The sequence below is a fragment of the Microbacterium sp. R1 genome (assembly GCF_015159725.1).
Classification (GTDB): domain Bacteria; phylum Actinomycetota; class Actinomycetes; order Actinomycetales; family Microbacteriaceae; genus Microbacterium; species Microbacterium oxydans.
The window spans coordinates 88,385-104,709 of the sequence record NZ_JADDUD010000007.1 but is presented as its reverse complement, the minus strand read 5'-3'; the positions used below and the strand labels follow the sequence as shown (position 1 = coordinate 104,709).

The 16,325-nt window shown below is 67.9% G+C and carries 14 protein-coding genes; 8 read left to right on the top strand and 6 right to left on the bottom strand.

Annotated elements, in window-relative coordinates:
- Nucleotides 1-149 precede the first annotated feature (149 nt).
- Complete coding sequence (locus ILP86_RS19975) at nucleotides 150-2,900, top strand: right-handed parallel beta-helix repeat-containing protein (RefSeq protein WP_193762706.1); 2,751 nt, start codon at nucleotides 150-152, stop codon at nucleotides 2,898-2,900.
- A 10-nt stretch (nucleotides 2,901-2,910) separates the two neighbouring features.
- Complete coding sequence (locus ILP86_RS19280) at nucleotides 2,911-4,221, top strand: lipopolysaccharide biosynthesis protein (RefSeq protein ID WP_113681724.1); 1,311 nt, start codon at nucleotides 2,911-2,913, stop codon at nucleotides 4,219-4,221.
- A gap of 45 nt (nucleotides 4,222-4,266) precedes the next feature.
- On the opposite strand, the gene ILP86_RS19275 is transcribed toward ILP86_RS19280, so the two are convergent.
- From ILP86_RS19275 to ILP86_RS19265, 3 genes are read right to left on the bottom strand one after another with little or no spacing between them, the layout of a single operon-like run.
- The gene (locus ILP86_RS19275; RefSeq protein ID WP_193762705.1) at nucleotides 4,267-5,403 is read right to left on the bottom strand and encodes a glycosyltransferase; all 1,137 of its coding nucleotides are present in this window, start codon (nucleotides 5,401-5,403) and stop codon (nucleotides 4,267-4,269) included.
- A complete protein-coding gene (locus ILP86_RS19270; protein WP_113681722.1) occupies nucleotides 5,400-6,596 on the bottom strand; it encodes a glycosyltransferase in 1,197 nt (398 codons plus the stop codon). The genes ILP86_RS19275 and ILP86_RS19270 overlap by 4 nt, the downstream gene beginning before the upstream one ends.
- Before the next feature lie 4 nt (nucleotides 6,597-6,600).
- Nucleotides 6,601-8,127, bottom strand: a complete 1,527-nt coding sequence (locus ILP86_RS19265; RefSeq protein ID WP_061018776.1) for a sugar transferase — start codon at nucleotides 8,125-8,127, stop codon at nucleotides 6,601-6,603.
- 350 nt (nucleotides 8,128-8,477) lie between these two features.
- On the opposite strand from ILP86_RS19265, the gene ILP86_RS19260 reads away from it, so the two are divergent.
- The 4 genes from ILP86_RS19260 to ILP86_RS19245 all read left to right on the top strand — a co-directional run bounded on the left by ILP86_RS19260 (nucleotide 8,478) and on the right by ILP86_RS19245 (nucleotide 12,412).
- Complete coding sequence (locus ILP86_RS19260; protein WP_193762720.1) at nucleotides 8,478-9,620, top strand: low temperature requirement protein A; 1,143 nt, start codon at nucleotides 8,478-8,480, stop codon at nucleotides 9,618-9,620.
- Between the two features lie 77 nt (nucleotides 9,621-9,697).
- Nucleotides 9,698-10,651 carry an intradiol ring-cleavage dioxygenase gene (locus ILP86_RS19255; protein ID WP_193762704.1) on the top strand — a complete coding sequence of 318 codons (954 nt, stop codon included), beginning with the start codon at nucleotides 9,698-9,700 and terminating at the stop codon, nucleotides 10,649-10,651.
- Between the two features lie 202 nt (nucleotides 10,652-10,853).
- The gene (locus ILP86_RS19250; RefSeq protein ID WP_127011755.1) at nucleotides 10,854-11,138 is read left to right on the top strand and encodes a hypothetical protein; all 285 of its coding nucleotides are present in this window, start codon (nucleotides 10,854-10,856) and stop codon (nucleotides 11,136-11,138) included.
- Nucleotides 11,139-11,293: 155 nt separating this feature from the next.
- A complete protein-coding gene (locus ILP86_RS19245; protein ID WP_307723518.1) occupies nucleotides 11,294-12,412 on the top strand; it encodes an acyl-CoA desaturase in 1,119 nt (372 codons plus the stop codon).
- A gap of 85 nt (nucleotides 12,413-12,497) precedes the next feature.
- On the opposite strand, the gene ILP86_RS19240 is transcribed toward ILP86_RS19245, so the two are convergent.
- From ILP86_RS19240 to ILP86_RS19230, 3 genes are all read right to left on the bottom strand, one after another.
- On the bottom strand, nucleotides 12,498-13,889 hold the full coding sequence (locus ILP86_RS19240) for a hypothetical protein (protein WP_046746759.1): 1,392 nt from the start codon (nucleotides 13,887-13,889) through the stop codon (nucleotides 12,498-12,500).
- Nucleotides 13,890-14,102: 213 nt separating this feature from the next.
- Nucleotides 14,103-14,627, bottom strand: coding sequence for a hypothetical protein (locus ILP86_RS19235; protein WP_308431988.1), 525 nt, complete (start codon nucleotides 14,625-14,627; stop codon nucleotides 14,103-14,105).
- Between the two features lie 49 nt (nucleotides 14,628-14,676).
- Nucleotides 14,677-14,982: a hypothetical protein gene (locus ILP86_RS19230; protein ID WP_046746757.1), complete on the bottom strand. Its 306-nt coding sequence runs from the start codon at nucleotides 14,980-14,982 to the stop codon at nucleotides 14,677-14,679.
- A 133-nt stretch (nucleotides 14,983-15,115) separates the two neighbouring features.
- Between ILP86_RS19230 and ILP86_RS19225 the strand changes: the two genes are divergently transcribed.
- Nucleotides 15,116-15,379: a hypothetical protein gene (locus ILP86_RS19225; RefSeq protein ID WP_218867944.1), complete on the top strand. Its 264-nt coding sequence runs from the start codon at nucleotides 15,116-15,118 to the stop codon at nucleotides 15,377-15,379.
- 62 nt (nucleotides 15,380-15,441) lie between these two features.
- Nucleotides 15,442-16,284, top strand: a complete 843-nt coding sequence (locus ILP86_RS19220) for a transposase (RefSeq protein ID WP_193762702.1) — start codon at nucleotides 15,442-15,444, stop codon at nucleotides 16,282-16,284.
- Nucleotides 16,285-16,325: the final 41 nt, after the last annotated feature.

Here is a 16,325-nt window from a genome sequence, read left to right as displayed (position 1 = left end):
CGGTGCCTCGCCGTTTCCGTTTGTCTTCGCCGGGATGACCGGGGTATTCTTCATGAGTTGCGAGGGGGACTCGCACTTTGCTGCCCGGGGTTGAAACTGCGGCGGAGCTGCGGGGTGATCATGAATCTGCCCCAGAAGACGGTGACACCGTGCCCACTCCGCTCCTCGACCGCACCTCACGCGAGACTTCGAGTCCGCCCCGGCGACGCACCCGCACGATGCTCGCAGGAGTGCTGACCGCTGCCGTCGCGCTCACGACGGCGCTGACAGCCGTTCCTGCGTCGGCACTGGCCGACGACGCTCCGCTCCTCGCACAGTCCGCCGATGCCACGGACGCTCCCGTCATCGCCGACGACATGGATCGCACGGTCGACTCGGGGTGGGGGTCCTCGCCCGACGGCCCATGGCGTGTCGTGGAAGCGACGGCGAGCGTGACCGGCGAGCAGGCGCTGCTCGCGAGTCGCAAGCCGGGTATCACCGCCAGGGCCACCATCGACGGTGCGGTCACCGCTGATGTGGACAGCCGGTTCTCGCTGACCGTTCCCGAGCTGCCCGTGGGAGGGCCGCTCTACCTCTCCCAGGCGGTCCGGGTGTCCGGCGCCGACTCGTACGGGGTGCGCGTGCGCGTCCATCCCGACGGCTCGGCCTACGTATCGGTCGTGCGGCTCACCGACCTCATGCGCGTGCAGCATCTGGCCGAGCGTCGGCTTCCCCTCACCGTGACGGGCGGTGACACGCTGACGGTGGCGTTCAGCGTCGCCGGCACGAGTCCGGTGGCGCTGGCGGCCAAGGCCTGGGAGTCGAACGCCGCGGAGCCGGCGGATTGGCAGGTGACGTACTCCGACGACTCGAACGCGCGGATTCAGTCCGCAGGAGGATACGGCTTCGCGCTCTACACGTCCTCCGGGGCCAGGGCTGCTGTTCCGGTGGGAATCGACGACTTCGCGGTGACCGCGCCCGCGCCGTCCCCGGAGCCCTCACCCGCTCCCGAGCCCACTCCGGCTCCTGAACCCGCGCCGACCCCGGCTCCTGAGCCCACCCCGACGCCGTCTCCTGAGCCCACGCCGGCTCCCGAGCCCACGCCGGCTCCCGAGCCCACGCCGGCTCCCGAGCCCACGCCGACCCCGTCTGAGCCGACCCCGGCTCCTGAGCCCACACCGGCCCCGGAGCCCACACCGGCCCCTGAACCCGAGCCGGTGCCTCCCGTGACGCCTGAGGGCCTGCGCGGCGAACCAGGGGCCAAAGCCCCAGGGACGCTCGTGTACGAAGCTCCGGCGACGGCCGTCTACGTCTCACCCGCAGGGTTCGACGGAGCCTCCGGCACCAGGAACGCACCGGTCAAGTCGGTCGCTGCCGCGCTCCGCATCGTCCCTAACGGGGGGACGATCGTCCTGCGTGGCGGCTCGTACCACGAAGAGGTCGTGGTGCCCGCGCAGAAGCGGGTCACCATCCAGCCGGCGCCCAACGAGTCCGTGTGGTTCGACGGCGCCGAGCCGGTCACCGGCTGGAAGGCCTCGGGAAGCACCTGGTTCGTCGACGGCTGGAACACAGCCCTCGATGCGAGTCCGACCTACACGAAGGGCGCGCCCGACAACACGGCGGCGGAGTGGAGATTCGTCGATCCGGCGCACCCGATGGCCGCGCACCCGGATCAGGTCTGGGTGGCAGGAGTCCAGCTGCGCGAGGTCGCATCCGTCGCCCAGGTCGCAGAAGGCACTTTCTTCGTCGACGATTCCGCCAAGCGTCTGGTGATCGGAACGAACCCGTCGGGCAAGTCGGTCGAGGCGAGCGTGCTCACGCAGGCGCTCTCCATCCGCTCCGCAGGGACCGAGGTGCGCGGGATCGGAGTGCGCCGATACGCCACCAGCGTCCCGCAGATGGGCACGGTCATCGCCGCTGCACCGCACGTGTCGCTCACCGATGTGACGATCCGCGACAACTCGACCACAGGCTTCTACTCGTGGGCGCCGGCGACCACGCTGACCCGTGTCTCCCTGATCGGCAACGGTCTGCTGGGCGGCGGCGCATCGCAGGCCGACGGACTGACCGTGACGCAGATGCTCTCCGTGGGCAACAACATGGAGCACTTCAACGACGCACCGGTGTCCGGCGCGTTCAAGGTCACCCGCACCAGGGGGGTGACCGTCACGGACAGCGCGTTCACCGGGAACGACGGCCGCGGACCATGGTTCGACGAGTCCGTGCTTGATATCGCGTTCACCGGGAACGATGTGATCGGCAACACCGGGCATGGCGTGATGGTGGAGCTGTCGGAACGTGCGGTCATCGCCGACAACGTCATCGCCCGAAACGGAGAGTTCGGCCTGTGGGTGCTGAACTCCGGCAGCGTCAAGATCTGGAACAACACGCTGGTCGGCAACGGGAACCGGAACATCAGCATCGCGATGGACGCCCGCCGCGCCTCCGACCCGAACACGCCGGGGCACGACCCGCGGACGCGGTACGCACCCGAGGCGTCCTGGATCACGAGGAACATCGTGGCATCGAACAACATCGTGGCCGAGAGCGCGGGCAACTGCCTGGTCTGCGTCCAGGACTTCTCCTTGCAGTACACGGGTTCGCAGATGATGTCGAGCGTCAACGGAAACCTCTATCACCGCACGTCACCGGGCACCCCCCGCTGGTTCTCCGCGTGGTCGAAGGGTTCCGTCTCGAGAGACCCCGCGGTGACGGATACGCTGGCCGCGTTCACCGCGGCCACGGGGCAGGATCGACGGTCGCAGTTCGTCGAGGGAGCCCCGGTGGTCGACGCCGGCTTCGCCCTGCTGCCGCAGTTCGCCGCGACGCAGGGGTCGGTGGCGGTGCCGGTGCCGTCCGACATCGCCTCAGTATCGCGACTCCCCGGCAGCAGCACGACACTGGGAGCCCTGCCCCGGTGACGATGTAAACATGGGTTCTCTTCTCGCTGTCGGCGCGCGTGCGCTGACGATGGTAATCGCGCTGGTCTGCGGCGTCATCACGACCCGGATGATCATCGGCGGCGCCGGCGTCGACAGCTTCGCCCTGTACACGTTGTTGACGACCATCCCCTCGCTGCTGACGTTCACAGACCTCGGCAGCGGCGCGGTCCTCGTCAACGCTGTCGCGACCAGCACGAACGTGCGCACCGACGAGAAGCTGCGGTACCAGCTCACCTCCGTCGGCCGGGTGCTGCTCACCTTCGCCGCCACGGCGATGGCGATCAACACGGTGCTCGTGCTCACGGGTGCCTGGGAGCTGGTGTTCGGTGAAGCCGGAGGGCGACCGGGTGCCTCGTTGGCCGCTTTCTACTGCGTCACGATCTTCTGTCTCGGCATCCCGCTCGGGGTGTGGGCGCGGATCATGCTGGGCCAGCGTCGCAACCACATCGTGATCCTCCTCCAGGGGCTGATCTCGCCGCTCACGATGACGGGCGTCTGGCTGATGCTCACCTTCGGTGGCGAGAGTCTCCATTCCTTCGTGGCGATCGCCTCCTTCGGCGCGTCTTTCCTGGTATCCGTGCTCGGCATCCTCATCACGGCTCGCACGACTTCGCCGCTGATCCCCTCGGCCGCCCGGATGGTCCTGCATCCTCGCCGCTACCCGGGCGTGCGGGTGATGGACGTCGGGTGGCCGATGCTCGCCCAGATGGTGACGTATCCGATCGCCGTCGGCTCGCAGCGCTACGTGATCGCTCAGCTGGGCGGACCCACCGACGTCGCCGAGTACGGCGTGGCGGGCCAGGTGTTCTTCGCCCTCAACGGACTCGTGATGGCCGGTGGACTCGCGCTCTGGCCGCACTTCGCGAAGAGCCGCCACGACGGTGACCTCCGGCGTGGGCCGTTCCTGCTGTCGGTCTTGTTCGCTGCGGCGATCGGCGTCGCGACTGTGATGGTGTGGCTCGTCGGCCCGTGGCTGTTCGGGTTCATCACCCAGGGCGAGCTGACGGTGCGCACGAGCACGATCTTCGCCTTCGGTCTGATGATCATGATGACGGCGGCCGTGTACCCCCTGGGGATGTTCATCATGGACAAGCCGGGAATCCGCTTCCAGGTGATCCCCACGCTCAGCATGGCGGCCGTGGGCATCACCCTCTCGTTCGTGCTCACTCCTGTGCTGGGCATCGCAGGACCCCTGATCGGCGTCGCGTTCGCCCTCGTCGTGTGCCAGCTGATTCCGTTCTCGATCTACATCGTCCGGAACAAGAAGCGGCTCACCGTGGGCGAGCTGGAACAGGTGTAGCGAGAGCGCTGACCCGCCGGCGGGTGTGGCGGACCGGGGTGCGGGTCAGCCCAGGAGATGCGTCGAGATGCTCGAGCGGTAGACCTGAGGCGCGTGCCTGCGCAGGGCCTCGGCGCGGCTGTCTGCGACGGTCGCGACGATCTCATCCCACCGGGCGTCGATGTCGGTCAGCGCGGAAGCGATCGCCTCCGCATCGCCGGCCGCGACCAGCCTCGCCGTGCCGTAACCGCCTGCTGCTTCCCGGAGTCCGCTGCTGTCGCTCGCGATCACCGGTCGCAGGGCGAGGACGCCTTCGACGGCGGTGTTCCCGAAGGGTTCGTCGACGCGTGATGGCACGAGAAGCACATCGGCCTGCTCGAGGAACGGCCAGATGTCGGTGTGGAATCCGGCGAAGTCGACGGTGACCCCGGCCTCGGACGCCTGTGCACGAAGGTCGCGTTCGAACCACTCGTAGCCCTCGAAGACCGCGCCGAGGAGGGTGACCTCCACTGCGCGCCCGGCGGAGTGGAGGCGTGAGGCCGCCGCGATCACGAGATCGGGGCCCTTGCGGGGGGAGAGACGCCCGATGTAGAGCACGCGGAGGGGGCCCTCTGTGCGGGGACGGGGAGACAGCGGCTGCGGGGGAGAAGCGACGCCGTTGTACACCACGTGCGAGCGCCGGGCCAGGGCGGGGAGCGCGGTGCGGATGGTGTCCAGACTGAACCGGCTGTTCACGAGGGTCTGATGGGAGGCCAGATGGGGGGAGTAGAGGAGAGCATTGACGATCCTGTTGCCCGAGGCCTCGGCTTCATGCACGTGGCTCACGGTGCGGACTCCGCGCAGCCGGGCGATCAGCGGCCACTCGGGGATGATGATCGTCGAGACGTACACGACGTCGGGACGCAGCCGGCCGATCAGCCGCCAGGCAGCGCCCAGCCCTCGGAACGTGTCTCGGAACAGCCTCGGCAGTCCGCGCGGGGTGAGCAGCACTTTGCGGAGCACGAGCATCGGCAGGATGACGACCTCTGCGCCGGCCGCGCGCAACTCGTTCACGAGAAGGCCGGAACTCGGCAGAGCGACGACGACACGCACCCCCGATTCGGCGAGGCCGATGGCACTCTCCAGGAGCATGCGATCGGACCCGAACATCTCGGCGCCGGGGTGGACGAGTAGGGCGGTCGGTCGCTTCGACTCGTTGCTCACGAAGTGCTCGATTCGGCGCGAACGGGCGCCCAGTCCGTCGACCGTCGGCGTGCCCGCCTGGCTGAGGGGTGAATGGTCGCACCTTCGGAGATCCGCTGCGCGAGTGCCTCGTACTCGTCCGCGACATCATCCCAGCGGAAGCGGGTGCGGGCGATCTCCTGCACGGCGGTGCCCTTGGCCGCGGTCGCTGCCGGGTCGGATTCGGCGGCCATCACCTGCTCGGCGACCTGGGCGGCATCCGCGAAGAACCACCCGTTGCCGTCGAGTACCTCGCGGTTGAAGGGGACGTCGAAGCCGATGACAGCGGTCCCGGCCCCCATGGCGCGCAGGAGCGAGGGGTTGGTGCCGCCCACAGAGTGGCCGTGCAGATACGTGAGCGCATTCGCATAGAGCGCATCGAGCAGCTCCTGGTCATAGACGCCCCCCACGAGACGGATGCGGTCGTCGCCGTCCGCCACACGCTGGATCTCCTGGGTGTACCCCGCGCTGTAGGGCGCCGAGCCGACGACGACGAGCGGCAGCTTCGCGTCGCTGTCGCGGTAACCCCGGACGATCTCGAGCACATGGTTCTCCGGTTCGAACCGTGCGACGACCAGGTGATACCCCTCAGGGGTGAGGTCCATCTCGGCGACGCCACGTTCCGGAAGCTGGTCGAGGATCGGGGCGCCGTAGCGGATCAGCTCGGTCGGAACGTTGAACTGGTGCCGGTAGTAGTCGGCGATCCCGGGCGCATCCGCGATCAGTGCATCGGCCGTGCGCACCCCGAACTGCTCAGCCCAGCGGTAGTACGCCTTGCCGCGCGGACCCCACTTCGAGCGTCGCCATTCGAGTCCATCCATATGCAGGGCGACCGGCGCGCGGCGCAATCGCAGCAGGGGCAGGAACGGGGAGTTCGCCGCGTTGAAGACGAAGGTCGCATCCGGCCGCCGCCGGAACATGAGGTGCAGAGCCGACAGCCCCGTGTGGCTCAGCGTCTCGATCTGCTTCACCGGGATCGCGGGAAGGTGCACGACCCTCATACCGAGGTACTCCTTCTCGCGCCGCTCGGAGCCGCGGGTGTACACGACGACGTCGTGTCCGCGGTCGGCGAGACGGCGTCCGACCTCTTCGATGGCGGTCTCGAAGCCGCCGTATGCTGCGGGCACTCCTCTGGTCCCCACCATCGCGATGGTGAGGCGGTTCGAATTGCTCATCCGATCAGTATGCCCCGCTGGGCTGCACCATGACCTTGGCGGTGCGCCACATGATCTGCAGGTCGTTCATCACGGACCAGTTCTCGACGTAGCGCAGGTCGAGCCGGACACTCTCGTCCCAGGAGAGGTCGCTCCGACCGGAGACCTGCCACAGCCCCGTGATCCCCGGCTTGATGTACAGGCGACGGAAGACGGTGCCGTCGTAGGCGGTGACCTCGCTGGGCAGCGGCGGCCGAGGCCCCACCACGCTCATGTCGCCGATGAGGACGTTCCAGAACTGCGGCAGCTCGTCGAGGGAGAGCTTGCGCAGCACTCGGCCGACCCGGGTGACGCGGGGGTCGTCCTTCATCTTGAACAGGAGTCCGGCGCCCTGGTTCTGCTCCTTGAGCAGGGCGAGCTGCTGCTCGGCGTCCGTCTTCATCGACCGGAACTTGACCATCTTGAACCGTCGACCGTCGCGGCCGACCCGCTCCTGGAAGAAGAAGACCGGGCCGGGGGAGTCCAGCTTGATCAGCAGCGCGAGCACGGGAGCCAGCAGCGCGATGGGAATCAGCGCGACCGTGGCCACGGCGATGTCGAGGGCGCGCTTGAGCAGGTGCTGGCCACCTTCATAGGTGGGGATCTGCACCTGGATCAGCGGCAGTCCCTCCACCGGCGCGAAGGAGATCCGCGGACCCGCGACGTCGGTGAGGCGACTCGAGAGCACGAGCTCGGCGGCGGTCCCTTCCAGCTGCCAGCTGAGCTGCTTCACGAACTCGGGCTCGCCCTCGGGGCGGCTCGCCACGATGATCGTGTCGGCACCGACCTCGGCCGCGACCGACGACACGGAGTTCACGTTCCCCAGGACCGGGAACCGCGTGTCGTCGATCACGATGTCGCGAGCGTTGCCGTCGAGCAGCGTCGCGCCGACCACCTGGTAGCCGGAGGCGCCGATCGGGTGCAGCGTCCGGACCACATACTCCACGTCGTCCCTATTGCCGACGACGAGGGTGCGGGAGGCGAACCTCCCCTGGGATCGCTGCTTCTGCAGCCAGTGACGCCACAGCCACCTGGTCACCAGGAGAGTCAGCACACCGACGGGCAGCCCCAGCAGCAGCGTCAGTTGCATCGTCTTCCAGGCGAGCAGCACCGCCACGATGGCGATGATCCCGAACGCGAGTCCCGTGGCGTGCACGACGCCGCGGTACTCGGTGGCGCTGGCGCGGAACAACGCGGCGTCCCGCGTGTGCAGCGCGCTCAGCAGGAGGTACCACAGCGCGGCGAGCGGAATGCCGTCGCGGAGGACCTCAGGCCCGGAGACGCCGTTCGCCAGCTGGATCGCTGCTGTCAGACCGAGTGCGAACAGGATGACGGCCGCATCCGTGATCCGCAGCTGCATCCGATAGCGACGTTCCCACTGACGGCGCCGTTCCAGAGTCGCCGAAGCGCGCGGCGTGACCACCGTGCGCGTCACCGACTTCGTGGCTCGTGGAGCCGCGACCGGCACGAAGCCCGTACGAGCGATGCTCAGGGCATCCTCGACGGAAGTCATGCCGGGGCCCCATGAGCCGTGAATGTACGCAGAATTCCCCAGTGCGACATGTGTTTCCCCAGTTTCCCCAGACCATGAACCCCACGTTCACGGCTTCGTCTGCTTCCCGACCCCTCGGGTCCTGCTGAAGATCTCCATGATTCCCACATCACGGAGTGCGTTCTCACCGTCCCACACGGTGATCGCTGACAGCAGGCACTGCAGACTCGAGCCAGTGTAGCGGAACACGGGCTTCACCGAAAGGTAATTCTGTTGATTGGATGAACGGCGGCTGCGGGAAGCGGCCGCCGGAGGGCTATCCTGTCGCGGTGACCGCGAACATCGACCGTCCACGCTTCCAGCTTCGAACCATGATGCCGCGCGACCCGGCGCAGCCGCATCGCACCGCGAGTCCGCTCGAGCTCTTCTTCGACCTCGTCTTCGTGGTGGCGGTGAGCATCGCCTCCGCTCAGCTGCACCACGCCCTCAGCGAAGGAGAGTTCCTGCACGGCATCACGTCCTATGCGATGCTGTTCTTCGCGATCTGGTGGGCCTGGATGAACTTCACCTGGTTCGCCACATCGTTCGACACGGACGACTGGCTCTACCGCGTCACGACCTTCGTGCAGATGGGCGGCGTCCTCATCTTCGCCGCCGGCATCCCCCGAGCGTTCAACGAGGGGGACTTCACCGTTCCGGTGCTCGGGTACGTCGTGATGCGCGTGGCGATGGTGGCGCAGTGGCTGCGCGCGTCGCGGTCGGCCGGTCAGCTGCGGTCGGTGACGCGACGGTACGCGTTCGGCATCGCTGCCGTCCAGGTGCTGTGGATCCTGTTCCTCCTCATACCCACCGGCCCCCTGCAGATCGCCGCGTTCGTGCTGTTCGCCCTGATCGAGATCAGCGTCCCGGTGTTCGCCGAGTTCCGCAAGCAGAATCCGTGGCATCCGCATCACATCACCGAGCGCTACGGACTCTTCACGCTCATCGTGCTCGGCGAGAGCCTGCTGGCCTCGGCGAACGCGATCATCGATGCGCTCGACAAGGTCGAGAGTCTCGGGCCGCTGATCGCGATCTCGGTGTTGACGCTCGTCGTGACGGCGTCTCTCTGGTGGATCTATTTCTGGCCGCCGCATCACCGTGCCATCTCGAGCTTCGCGCGGTCGCTGCGCTACGGATACACGCACTACTTCGTCTTCGCGGCGGCGGCCGCCTTCTCGGCGGGCATCGAGGTGGAGCTCGACGTCCTGACCGGGAAGAGCCATCTGTCGAACATCGCCGCATCGTTCACGGTCACCATCCCGATCGCGATCTTCCTGGTGGGCATCTGGTGGATCGCCATCCGTGAGAACGCGGATCGTGTCGTGAACACGGTGGTCCCGGTCGCGGCGGTGCTGGTGCTGCTCGACCCCGTGCTGCCGGTTCCGGTGACGCTCACCGCCCTCATCCTCGTCGGAGTCGTGGTCGTCCTGGTGCTGCGTCCGCCGGTCGATTCCCCGCACATAGAAAAGGCATAGCGGGCGCAGGAGCGCCTGATCGGAAGCTCCGCGACGCTGGTGGTCATCACCAACAGCCCGTCGAGGAGGAGAGCATCATGAGCATTCCGGAACCCACCCAGACCCCCGATGGTCCCGCGTACGAGGGGAGGCTGCTCGATCGTGTCGACGAGGAGGTCGTCGACCAGGGGGCGGCCTTCGACATCCGCACCCTGCTGAGTCGACGCGGTGTGCTCGGCCTCGCGGGGCTCGGTATCGGAGCCGTGGTCCTCGCGGCCTGCACGCCGTCCGACTCGGTCGGAGCTGCGACGTCGACACCGACGCCCAGCACGACGACGACATCGGATGGCGAGTCCGTGAGCGTCGATGAGATCCCCGACGAGACGGCGGGGCCGTATCCGGGGGACGGGTCGAACGGGCCCGATGTGCTCGAGGACGCCGGCATCGTGCGTCAGGACATCCGGTCCTCGATCGACGGCGGAGCGACGGCGGAGGGAGTGCCCCTCACCTTCGAGCTGCGGGTCATCGATCTGGCGAACGGAGGCCTGCCTTTCGCCGGTGTCGCCGTCTACGCGTGGCACTGCACCGCCCAGGGAGAGTACTCGATGTACTCCTCGGGGCTGGAGGACGTCACCTACCTGAGGGGTGTGCAGGTGGCGGACGCCGACGGCAGGGTCTCGTTCACCTCTGTGTTCCCCGGGTGCTACTCGGGCCGCTGGCCGCACATCCACTTCGAGGTGTATCCGGATGTCGGCTCGATCACCGACTCGACGGCGGCCATCGCCACCTCGCAGCTGGCACTTCCGGAAGCGGCATGCGCGGACGTCTACGCCGAGTCGGCCTACGACGGATCCGCGAAGAATCTGTCGCAGATCACGCTGGCGAGCGACAACGTCTTCGGCGACGATTCCGGAGCGCTGCAACTGGCCGCGGTCACGGGCGGCGTGCAGGGCGGGTATGCGGCGACGCTCGTGGTCGGCATCGATACCGAGACAGCTCCCGCCGCGGGCGGAAGTCAGGGCGGGCCAGGCGGCGGCCGGCCGTCGAGCTGAGCCACATCGGGGCTCCTGAGGTCGAGAGGGGGAGATCTGCTATGCTTGTCGAGCAACGTGTGTGCATCGCCCCTCTCGGCCGCCACGTCGCCACTGATCAGGGCCATCACGGACCGCGCACATCGATGCGTGCGGAATCCGCCCTCGGTCTCACATCTTGCGGAGCGCCACGCGTGTCCGCCACACAGCAATGAGTATGACCATGAGCAGCACCACACTTCCCCCTTCCGACCCGTTGACCTGGAAACAGGCCGACGTCGATGTGCACGTCGCGACGCGCGGCGGCGAGTTCGCCGGCTTCGTCGAGTTCGACGGCAGCGCGCACCTCGTGCGCGACAATCACGGCACCGAACTCGGAGTCTTCGATTCGCTCGATGCCGCCTTCCGCGCCCTCGAAGACGCGAACCGACCCTCTCGGTCGACCCCCGACTTCCCCTCGATCCTTCCGCGAGCGTGGCGACGCCGGACCCGACGCGCGCGGGCCTGAGCCCCCTCGGACATCCGCAGCCGGGCTCGGCTGAAGGGTCGGCGAGAGGTTCCGATGTATTCCCTGACGCGTATAGAGCTAGGGCTACTGTGAGGTAAGCGTTGGGCAGCTGCCTTGGGCTTTCACAGCTCAAGGGCTCCGATCGTCAGGAGAAGATCATCTCCCTTACACAGATCGAACCGACCGCGGCAACGCTGGGTCCGATTCGTCAGACGTATTCCGGCAACGCAGACTTCCCTCCCATGGCGAAGGCGTACAAGCAGGTTTCGCAGGTGGTCAAGGAGACCGGGCTGCTGCAGCGGACCCAGTGGTTCTACATCTTCGTGGCCACCGGCATCGCTGTTGCGCTCGGCGGTCTCATCACCGGCTTCATCCTGCTCGGCGACAGCTGGTTCCAGCTGCTCATCGCCGCAGGGCTCGGCATCGTCCTGACGCAGATCGCGTTCCTCGGGCATGAGGCAGCGCACCGCCAGATCCTCTCCACCGGGCCGGCGAACTTCAAGCTCGCCCGCATCGTGATCGCCAGCATCGGCATGAGCTACTCGTGGTGGGACTCGAAGCACACCAAGCACCACGGGAACCCGAACCAGGTCGGCAAGGACCCCGATATCGAAGTCGACACGATCTCGTTCCTCGAGGAGGATGCCGCCAAGTCCAAGGGCCTGATCAAGCTGATCACCCGCAAGCAGGGCTGGCTCTTCTTCCCGCTCCTCACCCTCGAGGGGCTGAACCTCCACTTCCTCGGCCTGAAGTACCTCATGACGACGAAGAACGTCAAGGGACGCTGGACCGAGCTGAGCATCATTGCGCTTCGGTTCGCCCTCATCCTGGTGCCCGTGTTCATGATGCTCCCCCTCGGTATGGCTTTCGCCTTCATGGGGGTGCAGTTCGCGGTCTTCGGCGTCTACATGGGGGCCGCGTTCGCGCCGAACCACAAGGGGATGCCGATCATCGAGCCCGGCGCCCGTCTCGACTTCTTCACCAAGCAGGTGCGCACCTCCCGCAACATCAGCGGAGGATGGTGGACGACCTGGCTCATGGGCGGCCTCAACTACCAGGTGGAGCACCACCTCTTCCCGAGCATGCCGCGACCGCACCTCGCGAAGGCGCGGGAGATCGTTCGCGACTACTGCGCGGCGAACGACGTGCCCTACACGGAGACCAGCCTCGGTCGGTCCTACATGATCGTCATCGAGTACCTGAACCGGGTCGGTCTCTCCGCCGGAGCCGATCCCTTCGACTGCCCGGCAGTGGCGCAGTTCGGCCGGGGGTAGCCCCCAGACATCACCGGGCCTGATCAGTCCGGGAACGACAGAGGCGCGAGCAGGAATCCCTGCTCGCGCCTCTGTCGTTCGTGCGTTACTTTGAGGACTTCTTCTTGGTCTCCACCACGTCGATCGTGATCTTCTCGAGCGGACGGTCATCGTCGAGTTCGTCCTCGAGCACCTCGTCGCCGAGGAAGGTCTCCTCCGGCGCCTCGTCGGCGACCGCAGCTTCGGGAGCCGGGGCGGCAGGCGCGTCCGCTCCGGTGATCTCCGTCGGCAGCGACTCGTCGGAGAAGATGCCGTCGGGGCGGATGAGTTCGCGCACCTCCGCCATGAAGCTCGACAACTGCTGCTGCTGCCACCGCAGCTGGCGGGTGCGGTCCTCCGCGTCGTGCAGCACGGCAGTGGTGTGGCCGGTGACCGAATCGACGATCTTCTGGGCCTTGGCGCGTGCGCGCTCCAGGGTCTCACGTGCGCGGACCTGAGCCTCGGCCTCGATCGCCTGCGCCTGCGAGCGGGTCAGGCGCTCGTAGTCCTCGGCGCGTGCAGAGATGCGCTGGGCGTGCTCGAGCGAGGCCGTGACCTGCTCGTTGGCGTCGTTGGTGATCCGCTCCGCGTGCGCCACCGCCTGGTTGTGCAGCACCAGGAACTCCTGCTGCGCGTCGTCCTGACGGCGGGTGAGGGTCTCCTCGAACTCGAGCACGCGGGCGTTCATGTCGCGCACATCGCGCTCGGCATCGGCGCGCAGCTGGGTCGTCTCACGGGTGACGAGGGAGCGCAGTGCTGCCGCGCCCTTCTCGGCCTCGGTGCGGATCGCCGTGGCCTCCTGAGCGGCCTGGTTCACCTTCTCCGCGGCGTGCGCGGCCTCGCGCTCGATGCGCGCCTCGTGAGCCGTGTACTCGGTGTCCATCTTCAGGCGCACCTGGTCGGCGTCGCGCTGCGCCTGGTCGGTGATCCGCTCCGCGTCGGCCTCGGCCTCGGCGCGCTGCGCGGCCACCTCCTCGCGAGCGGAGGTCATCAGGCGATCGGCCTGCACCGCGGCGTTCTGGATGAGGACGTTCGCCTGCTCTTCCGCGACACGGAGGATCGCTTCGAACTGCTGGCGCGACGGGGCCTCCTCGCCATCGGGCTGCGGGGCGTCGACGAGCTCGGACGTGAGTGTCGCGACCTGCTGCTCGGCGTCGGAGGCCTTGGCGTTCGCGGCCGTGAGCTCGCTCTCGAGCGCCTCGCGAGCCTTGCGCTCCTCTTCCCGCACCGCTTCGACGGCTTCTTCTTCGCGCGCCTGAGCCTCGGCCACGTCTGCGGCGGCCTGCTTGAGCTGGTTGCGAAGCGCGGAGAGTGCGGCGTCGACCTCGCCCTTGTCGTATCCGCGGAAGCCGATGGTGAACGCGCCCTGCTGGTCGCGGGGCGAGGTCTCGATCAGCTGGTCGAAGAAGTCCGGCGAGCGCTCGCCGTCACGGTCTGCGGTTCCGGGGGATTCGCTCATGGGTATTTGCCTTTCTGGCGTGGCCACACCGGGAGCGGCGGCTCCGTCCCGTCAGTCGGGACCGTGTGGACCGGAGGAGGTCGTCAGGGCGCACGCCACCACCGTGACCCGGCGGAGGCCCGGCGGGCGGGGCGCGCCCTCCAGCCTAGTTGCGTCTGCGGTTTGTTGTGCGTCCGTGTTTCGCCTGCATCGGCTGAAGGCGCGTGACCCAGGTCAGGGGGCCTGCACCCAGCGGGCGTTCCGGTCGTCGATCGTCTCGCCGCGGACGTAGCGGATGGGCTTTCCCTCTGCGAACGTGACCTCGTGGGCTTCCGCCGCGGCGGCGACGCGTGCACGCAGCTCCGTCCAGAACTGAACGGTCTGGGGAAAACCGAAGTAGTCGCGGAAGGTCTCGATCTGCATCCGGGTGCCCTCGGTGACGGGAACGAGTCGGACGAGCGTGTCATCGGGTTCGACGAAGCGGATGCCGTAACCGCCGTCGCTGCGGATCACGTACCCCCGTTCCTTCCCCGCCATCGCGGAGGCGATGATCTCTCTCGCGCGCGGCTCTGGTGCGTGGATCACCAGAGTGGTGCCGAGTTCGCCGAGCGCCGTCTCGAGCTTCTCGTCCGCGAACTTCTTTCCTGCCTTGGCTCCGGTTGCAGAGGCACGGCGACCCATACGACTCCTGAGGATCGGGCCGCCGATGATCAGCGCGAGGATCGGCAGACCGAGCAGGAGATAGGGGGCGGCATCCACGGGCACAGCGTAGCCGGATCCGCGGCGGGTCCTGCGGAGGTACTCGGGGTCAGGCGGGGGAGATCAGATGATCGAGCACGAGTTCGCCCGACGCGTTGAGCGCCTGCATCATGTCGGCGATCAGTCGCGGATCGATCGCCGGAGGCTCGGCGGCGTCGTACCCGAACTGCAGCGGGATCGCCGGATGGATCCACACGGTGGCGCGCTTGTCGACCCCGCCGTTGACCGGGAGCCAGGTCATCATGAAGCTCTCCTGGCGGCGGAGCTTGGTCGAGATGACGATCTTGAGGTGCGCCAGAGTCGCGTCTTCGATGAGGATCGGATCCGAGGTCCCGTCGTAGCGGAGTCTGCCCATGTGATCACGGTACACCGGCGCACTGCCTCTTCTGCGGCTCATGCGCAACCCCCTCTGCGAGCCCGGATGTACTCGTTACCGTCTCAGCATGACGACAACGGAATGACAACGAGCGGAGGACAAGGTGCAGACGATGGCGCGCACGCGGATTGCGCTCAATGAATCAGAGTTCTTCCTGGCGCAGGGGGAGGATGCCGTCGAGCTGAGAGGTCGGATAGAGGAGGCGATCCAGACCGGAGGCGGGTTCGTCGAATTCTCGGTGGTGGGCAATCGCTCGGTCAGCGTGTTGATCTCCTCGGTCACACACGTCGTGATCTCAGTCGAGACGGTGGAATTCGACGCGCGGGACACCGGCGACAGTGCGGTGCCGTACGGCGGGGAGTACGACCTGCTGTGATCGCGGGCGGGATCACAGGGCGGAGCCCGGGCGGGCGACCGGTATCGGCGTAGGGTGGCGGCATGGTCGGTCCCACGTTCGAGGAGATCGCAGCCGTGCTGTACTCCGACGCCCCGGAATCGTTCGTGGCGTCGCGCAAGGCCCGGGCGGGGGAGGCTGATCCGGAGCTCGCCTCCCGGATCCTCGCTCTCAGGAAGCCGTCGATCGCGGCCTGGGTGGTGAACGTGTTCGCGCGCGAGCGGGCGGCACAGCTCGGGGAGGCGCTGGAGCTCGCGCGAGAGCTTCGCGAAGCCCAGGACGACCTGGACGCCCCGGCGCTGGCGAAGCTGGGACGGGAACGCCGTGCCCTCACCCGGCGGCTCGCCCAGGCCGCAGGAGAGCTGGCCGCAGCGCGCGGGGAGCGCGTGACGCCGTCGACGCTGGAGGCGGTCGAGCAGACCATCTCGGCGGCGTTCTTCGATCCGGCGGCGGCCGCAGCCGTCGCTTCCGGCCGACTGCTGCGGGCTCTCGATCCCTCGGCCACGGCGAGCGAGATCCGTGAGGCGGTGGCGGGCGACGTGCCAGACCTCGAGCCGGCGCCGCGACCTCCGACGGATGAGCTGCAGGCGCGACGGGCGCGCCGGGACGCCGAGCGGGCGATCGCGGCGGCGGAGAAGGAGCACACGGTCGCGGAGCGCGAACTCGCACGGAGGGATGCGGCGCTGCAGAGGGTGCGAGCGCACATCTCGGAACTCGCGGACCGGACCGCCGAACTCGAGGCCGAGCTCGCCCGCGCCCGCGCCGATGCCGAGCGCGCCGAGGCCGAGGTGTCGCGCGCAGAGGCGGAGCGAGCTGCTGCGGCTCAGCGCACGGAAGTGGCGGCGCACGATCTGGAGCAAGCGCGGGAGGCTGCGGAATCGCTGTGACGACGACGGGGCCTTCCACTTCGCGACGAGCGCTCGACGCG